An 18,282-nucleotide genomic window follows, 5' to 3' on the forward strand; every position below is an offset into this window, starting at 1 on the left:
TAATAAAATGAGTATTTTCAATAATAAAGCGTCACCAAAAGCTATGATTCAGACTGCTGAGAGGCATCTGCTAACCAAAGCATGGTGCAATGCTTATGTTGAGTAATCAAAAATACGCTGTCTGACTCTTGTTGGTCATTTTCGACTAAGTCTACGAATAGCGATAAGCTAATAAATGGCTTTAACCAGTGATTCAATGGCATATAATGCCCTAAATGACGTTCGTTTACTAGAGCGCCTTGCGCTATAAATGCGTCAAGAAAATTCATGTATACCGACATGTCATAAGGTTGGTTTGATGGATTAATGTCTGATATGGCTGTAATACTGAGATCTGATAGTGCAACATTAGTTTTGGAATCAGCATCATCTGCTTTTGTTGTCGGTTTGTTGACAGTATTTAGTGCTGCCGTATTGGTCGGTGATAGTGACAGCGTATTATCGATTAATAATTTTTGGATCGTCGTTAGATGATTAAGGTAGCGGCGGTTATTACTTAGACGATTAGAGGTATGAGTTTCCTTATCTCTATCGTTGGGGGTGTCTATCTCTGTTAATAGAATACTAGTACTCGTCTCGATATTTAGTAGATCCTGAGCCGCTTTATTAAAAAATACCAGCATAGCGCCAGCCTCAGTAGGAATGACATTAGCCGTTTGATTGGAATACAGATGAGAGTCCAACCACTCCTCACTAATCTGCGAATCTGCAATGAGCATCAAGCAAATGTCAGGGGCAGCTGATTGCGACAAGGAGATGATATGTCTATTGATAAACTCGGCAGGATTGGCCGTTGTTGCCTCGCTTACTCTGTCATTTGTTGCATCGGTATCATCAGTCGCGATAGTGGTAAAAGAGAGTGCGGTTTCAGGAATACCGTAGGTCGCTAACTGTTCTGTTATTACTGAGATAAGAGATGCTGAGTCAGCGCTGGCAGGCAAACACAAATAGATAGGCAAGTTGGACAGACGGACAGTAGGGGCGGTCGCCATTGTCTCATCGCGATTGCCTTCTTTGGCGCTAACTAAGTAATGCTGCTGCCATTCGGGATGAATATGGGCAGCCGAGTTGGACTGCATATTGTCTTGCTGATGATGTTGATAAAAATGTTCAGCGAGTACGGACCATATCTCATCGCTCAAAGTAAGCTGCTCATGAATCAATGAGCACAAGCGCAAAGTTGTATCATTCAATCCGGCCATACGCTCTGATCTGGATTCGTCTTCATCGGAGGTGTCAACATCCCAGTCGGAATCTTCCAAACCCTTAGATATATACTGATATGGTAGCGATGCTGCATCGGTAAGTCTGGTAATCGGTTTTACTAGTATCGGCAGGCCATCGAAATCTGTCAGATCATCACTTAATAATGTCAGGTCTTCGTCGTTGTCAATAACTTCAGACCAGCTGTCTCCTTCAGGCAGGCAAACACGGCTAAATATAAATACTTGATAAGTATCGGGCTGCTTGGCACTTTCTGTTTTATTTGATATGTCATCAAGGGAGTCTGAGTTTTTGCTGGCTTGCTTATCTAGCTTTTTTTGCCACCACAGGAGTGCCATGATAGTGCCAAGTAACAATAAAGGAATGGCAACGAACCACAGTAATAAGCCAGATGAAGTCAGCTGTCGGGCATTGTCTTTGAAGTACATCCAGACCAAAATGAGATAAATACCTAAAAACGCTCCTAAAATAAAGCGACTGTACGACAGTATTTTTTTTGCAGCCACTTATCTAAACTCCCTATTTGTTGGGTTGTTATTATCATTGTTACTATATAGATAAACTTGCTAGGCAGTATTTTAGGGCATTCATAGACTACTTTCTACTATATTTGATGACTTTATTTTACTTATATGTCATTTGCTTATGAAGGGAGTGCGTAATCGATGGCGGTCTACTCAAACAAAAAATATCTATAAAAATAAGGTAGATAAAGGGTTATAAGTGAGAGTTTATAAGATAATCTCAATATAAAATGACTTATAAATAAAAAAGCAAACGGAAAGATAAGAAAATTAACGTAATTAAGTCAGCTTTATTTTAAACGGTGGTCATTTGTCTATATAATACTTGCGCAATACCAATAATAAACGCCTGTTTGTTTTTGTTTTCATCGCCTTAACTGTCGTTGCTGCTTCTTTATGATTTACTGGACTGTGTCTGCATTTACTATTGTCTCTATCATCATGATTATCATGCTGTTTGATAGGCAGCTGTGCGCGCGACTGTTTAATAAAGTAGCTGTTCGTTTTCAGCGATTATTCAGATTCAAAATTAAGCGCTTAGCCGTCAAACCACAAGCAAAACCATTCCGTTCTCGTATCCGGCAGCTGAGTAGCATGGCTTCGCGTATCGATGTCTCTCGTGTCCCAGTTATATCAGCACTGTCGGTATTGATTGTCATGGCAACCGCTGGTCTTTGCTATGCGCTGATTAACAATCATTCTCTGGCGGTATACCATGCGAAAGATACCGTACCCAGCACTACCAGCACACAAATCAGCCAATTACTGATAGGAGAGCGATTGCGTCCGCCACCAACACCACCAGAAGAGCTATTCGATGAGCTTGATGCTGAAATTGCGAGTTATCAAGCCAGCAAAGCGGATGTGGACTATTGGCCGGATGCTCAGACGGATGTGAGTCAGATAGATAGACCGCTGATGATGCCTGAACCTGACCTGTCTAACTTAAATGCGCTAGATCATAGCACTGGCTATTCAGGTGACATGTTGGCTTCGCATTTGAGTGGTGGTCATATCAACATCAAGAATGCTGACCGTAATTGGAAAAAGATGAACTCGGAATTTGTTCAACGGCTGTTGACTGTGTATAAGGTGATGAGTGATCAATATGGTTATGACATGGTGCTTTTAGAAGGGTATCGTAGCCCTGAAAGGCAAGGCAGACTGCTCAAAAAAGGAACGCATGTAACAAAAGCAGGCTCATATAAGAGCTATCATCAGTTTGGTTTGGCAGGTGATAGTGCCTTTATCAGAAACGGTAAGATTGTCATAACTGAAAAGGATCCTTGGGCGATGCGGGGCTACAAATTATATGGTAAAGTAGCCAAGTCTGCCGGACTTGTGTGGGGTGGTGACTGGCGAATGATGGATCTCGGGCATGTTGAGCTACGTAAAAAAGGCGTACTCGGTCGGCCAGAAATGGCAGAGATTTTGACCAGTCAATAATGATAATAATATTTCAAGGTAAATTGAAAATATGGACAGATGTATGACATTGCCGACAGCGTTAATAGCCACTGCCTGTTTGTTAAGTGGCGTGCTCACAGGATGTAGCACTGATAGATTTAGTCAATCAACTGATAACGCCTCTGCCATGGCTGGCGAGTCTGGTATTGGTGATAAGATAAAAGACATCATTAGCAGTGACAATGATGATTTGCAGGATCTCAAAGGTCAATTAGAGAAGCAGCAACAACAGCTAGAGACTATGCTTGCTGAGCAGCAGGCATTACAACAGCAACTAAAACGTCAGCAGATTGTATTGACCATTAAACCATCTGCCAATGCCAATGCTGGACGGGCAAAGCAGGGTACAGCGAGTACTGCTTATATTGCGTTTTTGGAAGAAGAAAGCGAGTTCACTGATATCGAATCGCTAGCAGCGAAAGAGGTCAGTGTTGTGCCCAATCGTGAGAGTAATTTGACATTGAATATTCCACAAGATGCACGTTTTATCGCAGTAAAAGTGGGATTGAGATACACCAAAAAGCGCTCACAGTTCCTTATTCCTATTACCAGTCTCGATTTTGATACCCCACTTACTCTGAATATTGGCGCATGTGATGTGAGTATCGTAGAAGGTATCAGCCCAGAGCAGGCACCCACATTTACCACCAAACTTAAATATTATCAGCAGCCGCTTGTCAGCTGTTCGTAGGAGATTGTCTTGAGTAAACACAAAGTACTATGGGGCGAGGGGCTATTCTTACGACCTCAGCATTTTCAGATTCAAGACACCTATCATGACTCGCAGCGAGCATTGAGCATGATGCTGATGCATCCCTATGCTTATGGCGTATCGGATGTGCAGATCGACAAACAACTTTTGGAAAGCAATCTATTAAGCTTTCAGAGTATTTATGCTGTACTACCAGATGGCACGATATATCAGGCTCCTCGTACCGATGCGTTGCCAAAAGCCATTACGCTAGATACTCAAGACAATGGCGATGAAGTTTTTGTATTCTTGAGCTTAGAGATTGTCCATAGTGGTGGTAGCAATATACAGACCGACCACAGTGACAACCCCGCTCGCTATGTCAGAGGTGCTGTTGAGGCGCAGGATTTGTACAGCCAAGCCGCTGAAGCTGTTATTGATGTCGTTAAGTTATCACCTAGCTTACAGCTAAGTCATTCTGTGCAAGCGCCTAGTCAAGACACCGTGTCTCTACTGGTTGCTAAGCTAGTGCGTACGACCCAAGGTGTTTATCAAGTGGACGATGATTACATCGTGCCGAGCGTACATATTACGAGTAATGCTGCGCTTGTGAGTCAGGTCTATCGTTTGATGACTATGATTAATACCAAGTCTACTTCGCTGTACGATCATCATCGTCAGTCCAACAATGACTTACTAGAATTCCGCTCTTCAGATATTGCTTCTTTTTGGTTGTTACATACGCTGAATACGGCATATTCTCAGTTGAGTCATTTATATAACAACGCTAAATTGCATCCAGAGCGCCTCTATGAAGCGCTGTTGAATGTGGCCAGTCAGTTAGCGACCTTTAGCTCATTATATAAAGTAGGCGATTTGCCTGCCTATCATCATGATAATGCCAATGAGTCATTTGTGAGTATTATTCTGATCATTCGTGAGCTGCTCAATACGGTCATTGCGAGCAACTTTATATCGATTCCATTGCGTCAGAATAAGCCGTCTTACTATACTGGTGAGCTGGGCAGTGACAAGATTACGCGTGGCTCACAGCTGTATCTGTCTATTAGCTCGTCGCTACCAATGCATGAGCTCATCGATATCGTACCGCGCCGCTTTAAGATTGCGACCCCCGATTCAGTAGAAAAACGAGTCTTGTCCGCGCTTCCAGGCTCACCTGTGTCACACGTTACTCAAGTGCCTAGTGCGATACCTGTGAGACCTGGATTCAGCTACTTCACTATTGAGCCGGTAGGTGAGCTGTATGACGAGATGCTAAAGTCTGAATCTATCTGTATTTATGTGCCAAATGGCTTTGATGACTTAAAAATTGAACTGATGGCTATCGTACAGTAGTCTCTTTAATCGCTATTGTCGTTTTCAATTTTGAGTACAGCTTTATATAAACAGGCAAAGTGCTTCTACTTAACGATTATCTATCAATGTATTTATATACCAATGTATCTATTAGTTTATACCTCAATAGTCGTTAAGGATTTCTATTCGTCAGTACTTTTCGTCAGTGCTTTTAAATTAGTATTCGAAAACCAGCATTTGCAAACTAGTATTCGCAAAATAATAAGCATTAGGAACAATCATGTCAGGGAATAATTCAACGGGTTCTGCGCCTTCGCTATTAGATTCAGGTGAGGTGGCCTCAAAAGTCTCAGCAACGGGCCTTGATAAACGTATCAGCAGCCAGTCGCTGGTTGATATCATGTATGACGGCTTTTATTTGGTGTTTTTACTGCGGAATCACTATTTCAGTACAGAGCCACGCAAATTTCGTCAAAAAATATATGATTTTTTAGATAAGTTCGAGATGAATGCGCGCAAAAAAGGATTTCTGTCAGAAGATATCCATGAAGCCAAGTACGCGTATTGTGCGCTGATTGATGAAACCATCATGACATCGCAAGAGCCAGAGTTTCAAACTCTAAAAGATTCTTGGGAGCTCAATCCGTTGCAATTGGATTTGTTTGGCTCACAAGTCGCTGGTAATGAGTTCTTCGACCGTCTAGATGGGCTGCGAGAGCAGGGGGAGAAACGTCTGCCAGCCCTAGAAGTTTACCACTACGCAATGTTGCTTGGTTTTCAAGGAAAGTATCGTTTAGAAGCCCCTGAAAAAATCCGCTATCTTATCTCACGACTGGGTGATGAGATTGAACATCTACGCGGTAATAAGAATGAGTTTTCACCGTTTTGGGCGATTCCTGATCAGATCAAACATACGCTTACGAGCGAAACGCCCTTATGGATTATTTTGGCAGTGATGGCGGTATTATTGACGGTGATATTTGCAACCATGTGGCAATTTACCAATAGTTTCTCTAACGAGCAGCTGTCCGCCTATGATAATGTGATTCAAGAGAACAAAGAGCAGGCTCATATTTCGATTTTCTTACCTTAATGACATTTATGCCGTAGTAAGTATGTAGAAGCTCCGAATTGATGCTACGAGCAGACAGCAATATAAGAAGGGCATTAGTATGGTTACTATTTATATAGCGACTATTACTAATGCCTTTTTTGTGCGCATAGTATCTATTATTTGATCTGTATTGTCCGTCTTGCATATGTCGATTAAGAAAATAGCAGACATAAAAAAACCCTCATCAAATTGATGAGGGTTTTGGCAAATGCCATAATCGAATTAATAATAATTCAAAAAATTTACTACTAAAATGTGGCTCTCCAACCTGGGCTCGAACCAGGGACACACGGATTAACAGTCCGTTGCTCTACCAACTGAGCTATTGGAGAATAGATTGTAAGTATTAAATACGCTTACAACGAGCTTAGAAAGTATCTAACGAGTTCTTGCTAAGTGGGGCGTATTCTAGCAAAGATAAAAAATACGTCAAGCTTTTTTTTGCATAATTCGCAAAAATTGTCATTTTAATGATGAGATAGAGGGTTTTTCCTAAAAACGCCTAAGATTTTCACAAAAAAAGATGCCCTATAGCGTATATAGGGCATCTTTTTTTATAAGAGCAATGATAAGACTAATGCTTCATTACGATTGGCCCATTATTATTTATTCAGCAACGTCTAAGTCAGCCACTGCTTGCTTGATACGTGATAAGGCATCTTTTAGTGTGGCTTCATCAGTGGCGTAAGAGATACGCATGTAACCGCCAAGGCCGAATGCATCGCCAGGGACGACTGCCACGCCTACTTTGTCCAATAACCATGCTGAGAATTCTGTGCATGATGACAGGCCAGCCGCTTTGATGAGCGGTACGATATTTGGATACACATAGAATGCGCCATCAGGGCGCAGGCAAGTAATACCTTTAATGGCATTTAGACCATTCACGACCAAATCACAGCGCTGTTCAAAGGCGGCTACCATCGGCTCTAGTACGCTTTGGTCGCCACTGATAGCCGCTTCGGCAGCGACTTGGCTGATAGAAGCTGGGCATGAGGTAGATTGTGATTGCACCTTTTTCATGGCGTTGATTAGTTTGGCAGGGCCGCCAGCATAACCAATACGCCAACCTGTCATGGCATACGCTTTCGAGACACCATTCAAAATGATCGCACGCTCTTTCAGCTCAGGTGCTGCATTCAAAATATTGTAGAACTTATCACCTGTCCAGCGGATATGCTCGTACATATCATCCGAGACCACATAGACTTGTGGATGATTTTTCAGTACTTCAGCAATGGCTTTTAGCTCGTCTAACGTATAAATCATACCCGTTGGGTTAGATGGGCTATTTAATACCAACATTTTGGTTTTATCGGTGATAGCTGCTTCTAACTGGTCGGCAGTAATTTTGAAGTCTTGCTCAGCAGGGCATTTGACAATGACGGGTACACCTTCTGCGATGATGACCATGTCAGGGTAGCTGACCCAGTAAGGCGCAGGAATGATAACTTCGTCACCTGGATTGATAAAGGCTTGGGCAAGGTTAAAGAATGATTGCTTACCACCGGCCGATACTAGGATTTCATTAGGTTCATAGCTGATGTCATTGTCACGCTTAAATTTTTCAATAATGGCTTTTTTTAGTTCTGGTGTGCCATCAACAGCAGTGTACTTGGTAAAGCCATTATTAATGGCGTCAATCGCTGCTTTTTTGATGTGCTCTGGTGTATCAAAGTCAGGTTCGCCAGCGCCTAAGCCGATAATATCTTTGCCCGCAGCCTTCATCTCTTTGGCTTTATTGGTAATGGCCATAGTCGGTGACGGCTTAATGCTGTTGACGCGGTTAGACAGTTGTATCTCGCTCATGAGGTATCCTTTTTATATTAGAGTGGCGTGGGTGAACAGCTGATATTGATTATATAACGTGTTGCATGAAACCAGTACACAACGTTGTAGGCGTGTCGAAGATGAGGTGGTTTTTTAAGCCGTTGAGACTATAAATAATATTCAATAATGAATGTGCTTTGATTGTAATATTGTAGCATCCAAGTATTTTGCTGTCCCAAGACATTAGGTTATGTCATCAACTCGGTCGACATTCAATTGATAGTTATTTAAATAAACTAATAGGGGCTAAATTTCGCCAAATAGCCGTTTAGCGGTTCTATGCTATTCGTACTATATTGTCTGCGTTGTTTTTCTCTACTAACTAACCTCTATCTAATTTTCACCAATATTTTATAGAATGAGGGTGGCGTCTTAATAATAGGAATTAATGTCATTATTTATAGCGTTATCATTGGCTAGATAAACCAAAAAAATTTGTACTCTTATACGTATTTTAATTGCGAAGTCACAACAATAAACCTGTATCGGTACACTATAATTATTTAGATTTCTTAAATAAGATAGGCATTAGCTTAATGAAATGCGATTAATGTTATATACCAAAAACAATAATAACTGAGTATTTAATATCTGGCTAAGCATTGACTTATATATTATAGAAGACATAACAAAGGAAGCTGACAATGACAAACTCTCCCAAGAAACAATATATTCTCATTACTGGTGCAACGTCAGGTATTGGCAATCAATTAGCCAAAGATTACTTGTTAGACGACCATCATGTCTATGCTGTTGGCCGTGATGATGTGGCATTGGCTGAGCTAAAATCATTGGGGGCCGAGACCATTGACTTGGACCTCATGGATCGAGAAAAGGTAGTTGAAGCTTTTGAGAAAATCGAAGTGGTTGATTTGGCGATTTGCGGTGCAGGTATGTGTGAGTATCTAGATATGCCTAATTTTGATAGTGCATCATTCATGAAAGTTATGTCAGTAAACATGGGGACATTATCGCACGCTATTGAAGGTGTCTTACCTAAGTTAATTGCCTCAAAAGGCCGCTTGGTTGGTATTGGTTCAGCATCTGCTTATGTGCCTTTTGCCCGTGCTGAAGCTTATGGTAGCTCAAAGGCGGCCATTCATTATCTAATGAAAACGCTACAGATTAGCTTAGCGCCACATGATGTATCAGTCAGCTTAGTCGTGCCTGGATTTGTAGAAACACCAATGACCAAACAAAATGACTTTCCGATGCCATTTATTCAAACGCCAGAGCAGGCAAGCCAAGCCATCCGTGACGGTATAGCGAGCGGGCATGATGTGATTGAATTCCCGAAGAAGCTAACCTTGCCACTTAAGGCGTTGGGTACATTGCCAGATTTAGTGTGGCAGCAAGTCAGTGAAAAGCTTAATAAAAAATAACTGATACTAGGGCGTGTCTTCAATTCACCCGATAGTCATCTAAATAGGCTAAAAATGGCTAAATCTTGCCAAACATCGTTAAATAGCTGGTTAATATCCCGATATTATCTGCGCTATTTTTCTTGTTTGACGGCAATTTATCTCATTTTTATCACCATTTTTGAAATGAAGACACGCCCTAAAGAGTCGTTCAAAATAAATCGCTAAAGACCAGTCGTCAAAAACAAATCGTTAAAAACCTACAAAGGAACGCATGTATGTCGTTTATCCGCCGTAAACGTAAGAACACAGAAACAGTCTCCAACGAAGCCAGCAACGTTTTGAAAAAGGTGTCTACCGTCCTAGCCAAAAAGCGTATCGCTATCATTGGCTCGGGTGTGTCAGGATTGACCTGTGCTCATTACCTCGTGGCACAACATGACGTGACAGTGTTCGAAGCCGATGATTATGTCGGCGGGCATGTGAATACGATTGATGTGGCACTCCAAGATGGCAAAAAAGCAAAAACGGGCAATGTGGAAACCAGTGCGATAGACACGGGATTCATTGTGTTCAATGAGCGTACCTATCCTAATTTTTTTCGTTTATTGTATGACTTAAAAGTACCGTTTCAATCGACAGACATGAGCTTTTCGGTAAAAAACATTGCACGTCATTTTGAATACAACGGTCATACGCTTAACACTTTATTGTCACAGCGTAAAAACGTGCTCAATCCAAAATTTTGGCGATTTATTAAAGATATTATACAGTTCAATAAGCACATCAAGCAGCTACGCCAAGATTACGAAATGGCACGTGCTCAAGGGCAAGATGTCAGCGCCTTCACTGAGCAAACACTTGGTATTTATCTTACACAGAAAAACTACGGAAATCTGTTCACAGATAACTATCTGCTGCCAATGGTCTCTGCCATTTGGTCGACCAGTCTGGATGAAGTACAAGATTTTCCACTGGTGTTTTTTGCACAGTTCTTTGACAATCATGGCTTGCTCGATGTGGTCAATCGTCCGCAGTGGTTCACGATTAAAGGTGGCTCAAAACAGTACGTTAATAAGTTAGTGCCACGCTTTATCAAAGCGGGTGGCGAGGTACGAGTAAACAGCCCAGTACAGTCAGTGGTTCGTGATGGTGATCAAGTATTATTGACGGTTCAGGATAAAGGTAACGCTGATAACACGATCGAAAATTTTGTATTTGATGAAGTTATCTTTGCTTGTCATGCAGATACTGCGCTGAAGATTTTAAAAGATGCCAGTACAGAAGAGTCTGAAGTGCTGGGGCATTTTCGTTTTACAAAAAATACTGCCGTACTTCATACCGACACCAGTGTCCTACCTAAAAAACCGCTGGCATGGGCAAGTTGGAACTACCTCATTGATGAAACAGCATCGGGCAATACGATGGCGACTGAGCAAGCTATTGAAAGCGCACAAACCCCCGCTAAGCCCGTACTGACGTATCATATGAATATCCTGCAGCGACTCACCAAGCAGCATAATTATCTAGTGACGCTTAATCCAGAAACGGTTGATAAAAATATCGATGACAAGCAAATCATTAAAAGCATTGATTATAGCCACCCAGTATTTGACCTTGCGATGATTGATGCTCAAACCAAATGGTCGAGCATCTCTGGTAACGGCTTGCACACGCATTTTTGCGGTGCGTATTGGTTTAATGGTTTTCATGAAGATGGTGTGCGTAGTGGTCTACGTGTCTGTCAGGCATTGGGTCATAATATTGAGATAAAAGACGATGTTGATCCGACTCACTTGCCAGATGCTGATAGTGCTCATACGCCATTCCGTTATAAAGACATGCCGATAAAGGCAGATACCAAGTTACGTAAACTTAATAAGCGTGAAGTCATCACAGCGACCACCAATCAGGAGCTGGTTGAGTATGCTGAGCGTTTACAGTCTACCGTCATAGATGGTGGACAGAAGAAAAAACGTGGCTTATTTGGTTATCGTAACTCGAAGTAATTTTAGAATTAAAATAAAAAACACCACTAAAGAGAGTGCTATGTCTAACGAAGACTACTCGTCTAACAACGCCTTACCACATCAGTTGTTTCATGGGACAACATGGCACAGCCGATTACTGCCTAGTGTGAATAAATTTGTCTACCCGTATCGCTATTGGGGCGTGAATATAAGTGCATTGGCTATAGGACAAGCACTTCCTGAAGTAAGCAAAAATATTTTTGCCAAAAATGGCCTGATAAAAAAATCACTATTCAAACGACTTTTAGCAAAAGGACTACCGTTATTCTCAGCAAATAAAAAAGCCTTGCAGCAGTTTTGCCCAGATGATTATTTGCAGAAATTAGAGGGTTTAAGTGGCAATAAAGATAACGACAACAACGGTACCAATGGCAATGTTGATTTAAATCCTACTCAAGCACTCAATAATCGTCTGCGGGATGCTTTCGTTGAGTATTCAGGTAGCGCACCGACTGGCGATATGCTCGGTTTGCTAGTGTGTCGTAATGCAGGCTTGTACTTCAGCCCAGTCAATTTTTATTTAGGTTTCGATGAGCAGCAGATCCCAACGCATCTGTTAGCTGAAGTTTCTAATACGCCATGGGACAAACGTCATTGTTATGGGTTTTTACTCGACGGTGAAGACACGGAATTTTGTCATGATAAAGATTTTCATGTCTCACCTTTTAATCCCATCGATCAGCTCTATCGCTGGCAGGTTCAGGTAAAAAAACAGCCAGATAACTGTTTGCAAGTTCGTATCGCCATTAATATCAGTGATGAGCGTGGTGAAGTGCTAAAGACGGGTATAAAGATGTCTGGCGTACCAATGACTGATATCTCTATTCGCAAAAGCTTACGACAAAACCCAGTGATGAATCTGACTTCTTTGACTCGTATCTACTGGCATGCTTTTAAACTCTATGCCGTCAAAAAAGTCCCTTATATTAATTATGATGAAAAGCTAGCAGATAGCCAACAGCAAAAATAAAACAGTTAAAAAGACAGCCATTAGCAATTCAAAGCCATTAGCTATTTGAAGTCATTAGCTATTTGAAGTCATTAACAATCTAAAAATCTCATGAATGTTAGACCAACCAATAAAGCATTTAGACAAGGATAAATACACGATGCCAGCCAGACTGACCGATCGAGCACCTGTTTCAACATTAGAGAGATTAACTGCACAGATGAGTAAAGTGGTCAATGAGAGCGCTGTCTTAAAACCCGTCAGTGGCGGGGTCAATAAAGTGGCAAGGAAGTTGATATTTCGCGCGTTGCAGCATATACAGTTTGGTAGCCTTACTCTCATCGAATCGTTCGGTAATGAGGCATCTAAGACCAGCTGTTTTGGCAGTGAGTCTACTACGGTAGCCAGTAGTTCGGCAGTGGGTCGTCACTCCTTACATGTCTCCTTGACCATTCATGATCCAGCTGTCTATCGTCAACTACTACTTGGCGGCTCTATTGCGCTAGCAGATAGCTATATCAACGGCGAGTGGGATACGGATGATTTGACGGGTTTGATTCGGTTGGCAGCTCGTAACTTGGCTGTATTGAATAAACTAGAGAATCGCTTTGCAGGTGTCAGTAAAGCCTTTGAAAAAGCCAAGCATCAACTGCGTAGCAATGATAAGTCTGGCTCCAAGTCAAATATTCTAGCTCATTATGATTTGGGCAATGACATGTATCAGCGTTTTTTAGATGACACAATGATGTACTCGTCAGCGGTATACCGTACGCCCGATGTGTCTCTTAGCGATGCCCAACAGCATAAACTGGCGCTCATTTGTCAGCGACTACAGCTTAGTGCTGACGATCACGTGATTGAAATTGGTACCGGTTGGGGTGGGTTTGCTATTTATGCTGCCAAACACTATGGCTGTAAAGTCACCACGACAACCATCTCTGATGCGCAGTATGGCGAGGCACAGCGCCGAGTCGAAGTAGCTGGGCTGTCTGATAAAGTGACGTTACTCAAGCAAGATTATCGCGAGCTGACAGGGCAGTACGACAAGTTAGTCAGTATCGAGATGATTGAAGCAGTCGGGCACGAATACCTGCCGACGTTCTTTGCTAAATGTAATAGTTTGCTCAAGCCAACAGGATTGATGGTGCTGCAGGCAATCACCTTTAACGATCAAAACTACCAAGACTATGTTAATTCGGTCGATTTTATCCAGACGCACATTTTCCCAGGTGGTTGTCTGCTATCTAACCAAGAGCTGACTACCCAATTTACTGAGCAGACCGATATGGTCGTCAAACAATTGCATGATTATGGTTTTGATTATGCGCATACGCTCAGAGATTGGCGCTTAGCATTTATGTCGCAGCGTGAAGAGATAGTTGCGCTTGGTTATGATGAAGCGTTTATCCGACTGTGGGAGTTTTACTTTTGCTATTGCGAAGGTGGGTTTTTGGAGCGCACGATCGGCGTGGTGCAGTTGACAGCAGTGAAGCCAAACAACATCGATATAATGCATTTCTCTGATTTGCCAGCTGCCGTCTTAAATCATAAAACAGTTTTAAACGATGATACAGTCTTTAATGATGAAGATATGTCAGACACTGCGACTATGTAGATGTTTTGATGTGGATATGGTTTCGTTTTAGCGCTCGTAAGGTCTCATAACGCATTAACCGTTTGAGACCCATGTATTAAAAGGTTGTACATTGAGATATTTTATATTGTTTGAGTAGCGCGTCTATCAAGGAACCCTGAATAGCGTGTCACCGCTAACGCCTCATCGACATTATAATTTTCTACGTTTTTATTCATTTTATAAGAGGTAATATCATGGGTTACGTTTTTATTTATCTCGCCGCTGTGGTTATCTTTTTGGGTGTTGATGCTGTTTGGCTGACGACCATGAAAGGGGCTTTTTATGAGTCGCGTATCGGACATCTATTGGCTGATGAGCCAAACATGATGGCTGCTGGCGTGTTCTATATGTTTTATATATTGGCGCTTTGTATCTTAGTGCTGTATCCGCAAATCAAAGCAGGCGCATCTGTCGGTCATATTTTCTTGCTTGGTGGTTTGATTGGACTGATGGCTTATGGTACTTATGATTTTACCAATTTAGCATTATATAAAGGATTTACCTTAGATACTGCGTTAGTAGACTTTGCTTGGGGTGGGATTTTGACGGGTACGGTAAGCGCTGTTGTTGCATGGTTGGCTTATCGCTTTCATTGGCTCAGCTAAATATTATTAAGTCATTAAATCTGTCATACTGGCATGCAAATATATACACATAAAAATTTCTAAAAATAAGGATCATCATGCCACAATCTAACACCAGCACATCCGCTCAAAAAGCTCCCTTAAACAGTGAGCTATACATGTCGATACTCATGACGCCCGACATGGCGAATTTCATTGGCAATGTGCATGGTGGTGATTTGTTAAAGATGCTTGATCAGGTGGCTTATGCCTGTGCCAGTCGCTATAGCGGTAACTATGTAGTGACACTGTCTGTCGACCAAGTGATGTTTCGAGAGCCTATCTATGTGGGTGAACTGGTGACCTTTGCTGCCAGTGTTAACTATGTGGGAAATACGTCGATGGAGATTGGCATTCGTGTTGAAGCGGAAGATGTGCGTGCTCGTACCGTTCGTCATACCAATAGTTGTTACTTTACGATGGTCGCTATCGATGATAAGGGTAAGCCAACAGCAGTGCCACCACTTGAGATTAAAAATAATCTGCAACAGTGCCGTGCTGATGCTGCGTTAGATCGTAAAAACTTGCGTATGCAAAGCTCGCATCGTCCAAGCTGTGAGTTAAAAGAGATGGTCGGAGAGTTGGATGGTGAGCATGAGCGTTAAAATAATGGGAATATAGGTAGTGAGTTAATTTACTCTTCCTAAGTTCCTAAGTTCCTAAGTATGTATCCCAGTTATCTTGAGATGGTCACTTTGAGTCGACTATCTCGTTGAGTATCTAAATATCTATGTTTAACACGTCTGTATCGAGGCTACTATGAGTCTGAAGCCGCCAGAAACCAAATTGCAAGCCACGCCTATCGCTCAACCAACCACACGAATTGCGCGTGGTGCTGGTATGGATAGTGTAGATCCTAATCATGCTGCTAATGTTGCTACCGATGAAAGTGAGCCACACTCTGGCTCATTGACGACGGTATTGATTGCCGTCGGGGCTAACCTCGTTATCGCTATTGCAAAAACCGTTGCAGCAGTTATGACAGGTTCTGCTTCTATGATAGCGGAGTCCGCGCATTCTTGGGCAGATGCTGGCAACGGTACCTTGCTCATTGTCGCAGAAAAGAAGGCAGTTAAACCTGCGGATAGCAGTCACCCATTGGGTTACGGCAAGGAGTCGTATGTCTGGTCGATGATTGCCGCCTTTGGTGTGTTTATGGCAGGCTCTATCGTCTCCATTTATACGGGTATCACCGAATGGAATGCAGCGGAGAGTGAGACCAACTATACCATCGGTTTTATTATATTAGCAGTCGCGTTTGTGCTCGAAGGGTTTTCGTTAGGGCAGGCTTATTTACAAAGTAAAAAACATGGTGAAGCAATTAATGTCAGTGCCATCGGTTATGTGATCAATACATCTAACCCAACGTTACGTGGTGTGTTCTTCGAAGACTTGGCCGCTGTCATTGGCTTGGCGGTTGCTGCTGCTTCGATGGGCATGCATGCTTATACTGGACAGCCATTTTGGGATGCATTAGGCTCTATTATCGTTGGCATATTGTTGGGCGCTGTAGCCATATTTTTGATTAGCCGTAACCGTGACTTTTTGGTTGGTTACAAAGTATCAGAGCAGATACATGGCTATGCGTTAAGTGAGTTACTGAGTCATGCAGATATTGATAGTGTCTCGTACTTACATCTAGAGTGGGTAGGACCCAAAAAAATATTTATGGTGGCGGCAGTAGACATCGCCGGTAATCAAAAAGAGAGAGAAATCGCTCATAAGTTTGAAGCTATCGAAAACCAATTTCGCAAAGATCCGTTGTTTCAAGAAGTTATCTTGACACTATCCGTACCAGATGCAGATGTTTTGGCTTTACCGGATATAGTTACTCCATTTTAAAACTGTTACTGCGTTAACCTCGCTTGAAGTATTCAATATACATCTGTACTCGGCTGCCTTATACTATCTTTTAATTTAATCGACTATAGTCCACTAAAAAGTAGCTAACAAACCATAGGGTGATAATTATATGAGAACTTTATTTAAGAGAACTTTATTTAAGAGCGCTATACTGAAGAACACCGTATTTGCTGTATCTTTAAGCATAAGTGCGGTCAGTTTGATGGCGGTGTCAACGCTATCTGTACAAGCAGCAGTACCGACGGATGCCTCTCTATTAAAACTCATTAAGGTCACTAAGGTCGTTGAGATGATGAATGACATGTCTAGTGACAGTGGCATCACAGATCAAGTGACGCAGTCCATGTTATCTTCGCTGCTGGTTGATAATTTGAGTACAGATCAGCGCCAACGTCTAGAAGGTATTGTCAGTAAATATAGTAAAGAGATGACAGACAACAGCGACAGGGACAGCGTGAATCAACAAGTTATCAAGGTTTATATGGAAACAGCGAAACAGCACTTTGACCAAACAGAGGTTGATGCACAGATAGCATTTTATAGTAGCAAAACGGGCCAAAGTATCATTGATAAACAGCCTGATATGATGAAAGATTATATGGCAAAAGTAATGCCTATTGTTATGAAGTCTACTATGGAAAAGGTGCAAGATATTATGCCAAGAATGGCTGCAGATATTAAAGCCCTTAAACTTGAAGAGTAATGTAAAGCCTTATTAATCTAGACTCATTCACTCCAAAAATCGTTTATATAAAAGTCTATAAGCATAAAAAAGGTCGCCATATTTGGCGACCTTTTTATGTTTTAAACTTACGTTTCAAATGCTCGGTAAGTTATCTGCTTATTGATTGCTAGGGTTACTTACTAGGGGCATTCGCACCGATGAACCATGCATCTTTGTCAATGATACGACTGGCTTCTGTAAATAAATCAGCGGTATCTTCGTCACCTGCATCGCCAGCAGTAGCGATTGCTTTACGCAATGTTTCGGCTACTTTCTTGTAGCGGCTAGTCAACTCGCGAACATGTTGATCGACTTCAGTGATATCCGTTGGGTAGTCGTCTAGGATGGACTCTTTTACCACACGACTGGCCAAACCGTTCGGTTGACCGCCTAAAATTACAATACGTTCAGCAATAGTATCTGACACTTCAAGGATACGGTCTGACGTGTCATCTAATAGCTGATGCACACCGATAAAGCCAGTACCTTGTAGATTCCAATGACACTGCTTGCCATCTAATGTTAAATCGATGACGTTGGCTAAATTCGCATTTAACAGCTCTACCATGTTTTTGGCTGTTTCGTCTGATATTCCACTTGCGTAACGTTCTCTCATATCTTACTCCATTATGTATTTTGTTTTATTGAATTAAATATTCAGCTTATTGTTATTTGATAGATTGTATCGGTACTGCTCTTTGATTCGTTATAAATAATAGCAGCTTAAATCGTTATTGGAACCCTCAAGCGTTAGGCTTTGTTAGGTGGTCGTGTAAAGAGTTTGTTAACCATGAAAAGCTTTGTAAATATAGCCAAAATCATGTGAGTTTTTTATAACTGTCTTAGAATTTTTGCCAAAACAGGCGTATACAATATCGGTCTTATGAACCCATATATAAGCTAGGACTGGTATCTACTAACATTGTATT

The 18,282-nt window shown here is 41.8% G+C and carries 15 protein-coding genes and 1 tRNA gene; 12 read left to right on the top strand and 4 right to left on the bottom strand.

Translation table 11 applies throughout. The annotated features are described in order from the left end of the window. Positions 1-41 precede the first annotated feature (41 nt). Complete coding sequence (locus AAEY75_RS03700; protein ID WP_352258471.1) at positions 42-1,730, bottom strand: hypothetical protein; 1,689 nt, start codon at positions 1,728-1,730, stop codon at positions 42-44. 429 nt (positions 1,731-2,159) lie between these two features. On the opposite strand from AAEY75_RS03700, the gene AAEY75_RS03705 reads away from it, so the two are divergent. From AAEY75_RS03705 to icmH, 4 genes are all read left to right on the top strand, one after another. Then, complete coding sequence (locus tag AAEY75_RS03705; protein ID WP_352258473.1) at positions 2,160-3,194, top strand: M15 family metallopeptidase; 1,035 nt, start codon at positions 2,160-2,162, stop codon at positions 3,192-3,194. 43 nt (positions 3,195-3,237) lie between these two features. Further along, a complete protein-coding gene (locus tag AAEY75_RS03710) occupies positions 3,238-3,906 on the top strand; it encodes a hypothetical protein (protein WP_352258475.1) in 669 nt (222 codons plus the stop codon). Between the two features lie 9 nt (positions 3,907-3,915). Continuing rightward, the gene (gene tssK, locus AAEY75_RS03715) at positions 3,916-5,262 is read left to right on the top strand and encodes a type VI secretion system baseplate subunit TssK (RefSeq protein ID WP_181416234.1); all 1,347 of its coding nucleotides are present in this window, start codon (positions 3,916-3,918) and stop codon (positions 5,260-5,262) included. Between the two features lie 241 nt (positions 5,263-5,503). Then, complete coding sequence (gene icmH / locus AAEY75_RS03720) at positions 5,504-6,316, top strand: type IVB secretion system protein IcmH/DotU (protein ID WP_110922442.1); 813 nt, start codon at positions 5,504-5,506, stop codon at positions 6,314-6,316. 277 nt (positions 6,317-6,593) lie between these two features. On the opposite strand, the gene AAEY75_RS03725 is transcribed toward icmH, so the two are convergent. Together AAEY75_RS03725 and AAEY75_RS03730 are read right to left on the bottom strand one after the other, a co-directional pair. Further along, positions 6,594-6,669, bottom strand: a tRNA-Asn gene (locus AAEY75_RS03725). Between the two features lie 274 nt (positions 6,670-6,943). Beyond that, the gene (locus tag AAEY75_RS03730; protein WP_352258478.1) at positions 6,944-8,146 is read right to left on the bottom strand and encodes a pyridoxal phosphate-dependent aminotransferase; all 1,203 of its coding nucleotides are present in this window, start codon (positions 8,144-8,146) and stop codon (positions 6,944-6,946) included. Positions 8,147-8,811: 665 nt separating this feature from the next. Between AAEY75_RS03730 and AAEY75_RS03735 the strand changes: the two genes are divergently transcribed. The 8 genes from AAEY75_RS03735 (at position 8,812) to AAEY75_RS03770 (ending at position 17,332) form a co-directional block, all read left to right on the top strand. Then, on the top strand, positions 8,812-9,549 hold the full coding sequence (locus tag AAEY75_RS03735) for an SDR family NAD(P)-dependent oxidoreductase (protein WP_352258480.1): 738 nt from the start codon (positions 8,812-8,814) through the stop codon (positions 9,547-9,549). Positions 9,550-9,806: 257 nt separating this feature from the next. Then, positions 9,807-11,537, top strand: a complete 1,731-nt coding sequence (locus AAEY75_RS03740; protein WP_352258482.1) for an NAD(P)/FAD-dependent oxidoreductase — start codon at positions 9,807-9,809, stop codon at positions 11,535-11,537. 40 nt (positions 11,538-11,577) lie between these two features. Then, entirely contained in the window at positions 11,578-12,528 is a 951-nt protein-coding gene (locus tag AAEY75_RS03745) for a DUF1365 domain-containing protein (protein ID WP_352258484.1), read from the top strand. Between the two features lie 139 nt (positions 12,529-12,667). Then, on the top strand, positions 12,668-14,122 hold the full coding sequence (locus AAEY75_RS03750) for a class I SAM-dependent methyltransferase (protein ID WP_352258486.1): 1,455 nt from the start codon (positions 12,668-12,670) through the stop codon (positions 14,120-14,122). 215 nt (positions 14,123-14,337) lie between these two features. After that, positions 14,338-14,748: a DUF2177 family protein gene (locus AAEY75_RS03755; protein WP_197216447.1), complete on the top strand. Its 411-nt coding sequence runs from the start codon at positions 14,338-14,340 to the stop codon at positions 14,746-14,748. A gap of 77 nt (positions 14,749-14,825) precedes the next feature. Further along, entirely contained in the window at positions 14,826-15,371 is a 546-nt protein-coding gene (locus AAEY75_RS03760) for an acyl-CoA thioesterase (RefSeq protein ID WP_197216446.1), read from the top strand. Positions 15,372-15,525: 154 nt separating this feature from the next. Beyond that, a complete protein-coding gene (locus AAEY75_RS03765; protein WP_197216445.1) occupies positions 15,526-16,608 on the top strand; it encodes a cation diffusion facilitator family transporter in 1,083 nt (360 codons plus the stop codon). 130 nt (positions 16,609-16,738) lie between these two features. Beyond that, complete coding sequence (locus AAEY75_RS03770; RefSeq protein WP_352258489.1) at positions 16,739-17,332, top strand: DUF2059 domain-containing protein; 594 nt, start codon at positions 16,739-16,741, stop codon at positions 17,330-17,332. A 154-nt stretch (positions 17,333-17,486) separates the two neighbouring features. Here the strand turns inward: AAEY75_RS03770 and dps are convergent, their stop codons facing one another. Beyond that, on the bottom strand, positions 17,487-17,969 hold the full coding sequence (dps, locus tag AAEY75_RS03775; protein ID WP_110922451.1) for a DNA starvation/stationary phase protection protein Dps: 483 nt from the start codon (positions 17,967-17,969) through the stop codon (positions 17,487-17,489). Positions 17,970-18,282: the final 313 nt, after the last annotated feature.

This window comes from Psychrobacter sp. TB55-MNA-CIBAN-0194, assembly GCF_040309505.1.
Classification (GTDB): domain Bacteria; phylum Pseudomonadota; class Gammaproteobacteria; order Pseudomonadales; family Moraxellaceae; genus Psychrobacter; species Psychrobacter fozii.

Bases quoted from the DNA above. Each gene is read 5' to 3' on its own strand.
- AAEY75_RS03760 (WP_197216446.1), top strand. From the start codon at position 14,826: ATGCCACAATCTAACACCAGCACATCCGCTCAAAAAGCTCCCTTAAAC.
- icmH (WP_110922442.1), top strand. From the start codon at position 5,504: ATGTCAGGGAATAATTCAACGGGTTCTGCGCCTTCGCTATTAGATTCA.
- AAEY75_RS03740 (WP_352258482.1), top strand. From the start codon at position 9,807: ATGTCGTTTATCCGCCGTAAACGTAAGAACACAGAAACAGTCTCCAAC.
- AAEY75_RS03755 (WP_197216447.1), top strand. From the start codon at position 14,338: ATGGGTTACGTTTTTATTTATCTCGCCGCTGTGGTTATCTTTTTGGGT.
- AAEY75_RS03730 (WP_352258478.1), bottom strand. From the start codon at position 8,146: ATGAGCGAGATACAACTGTCTAACCGCGTCAACAGCATTAAGCCGTCA.
- AAEY75_RS03750 (WP_352258486.1), top strand. From the start codon at position 12,668: ATGCCAGCCAGACTGACCGATCGAGCACCTGTTTCAACATTAGAGAGA.
- AAEY75_RS03765 (WP_197216445.1), top strand. From the start codon at position 15,526: ATGAGTCTGAAGCCGCCAGAAACCAAATTGCAAGCCACGCCTATCGCT.
- dps (WP_110922451.1), bottom strand. From the start codon at position 17,969: ATGAGAGAACGTTACGCAAGTGGAATATCAGACGAAACAGCCAAAAAC.
- AAEY75_RS03745 (WP_352258484.1), top strand. From the start codon at position 11,578: ATGTCTAACGAAGACTACTCGTCTAACAACGCCTTACCACATCAGTTG.
- AAEY75_RS03770 (WP_352258489.1), top strand. From the start codon at position 16,739: ATGAGAACTTTATTTAAGAGAACTTTATTTAAGAGCGCTATACTGAAG.
- AAEY75_RS03710 (WP_352258475.1), top strand. From the start codon at position 3,238: ATGACATTGCCGACAGCGTTAATAGCCACTGCCTGTTTGTTAAGTGGC.
- AAEY75_RS03735 (WP_352258480.1), top strand. From the start codon at position 8,812: ATGACAAACTCTCCCAAGAAACAATATATTCTCATTACTGGTGCAACG.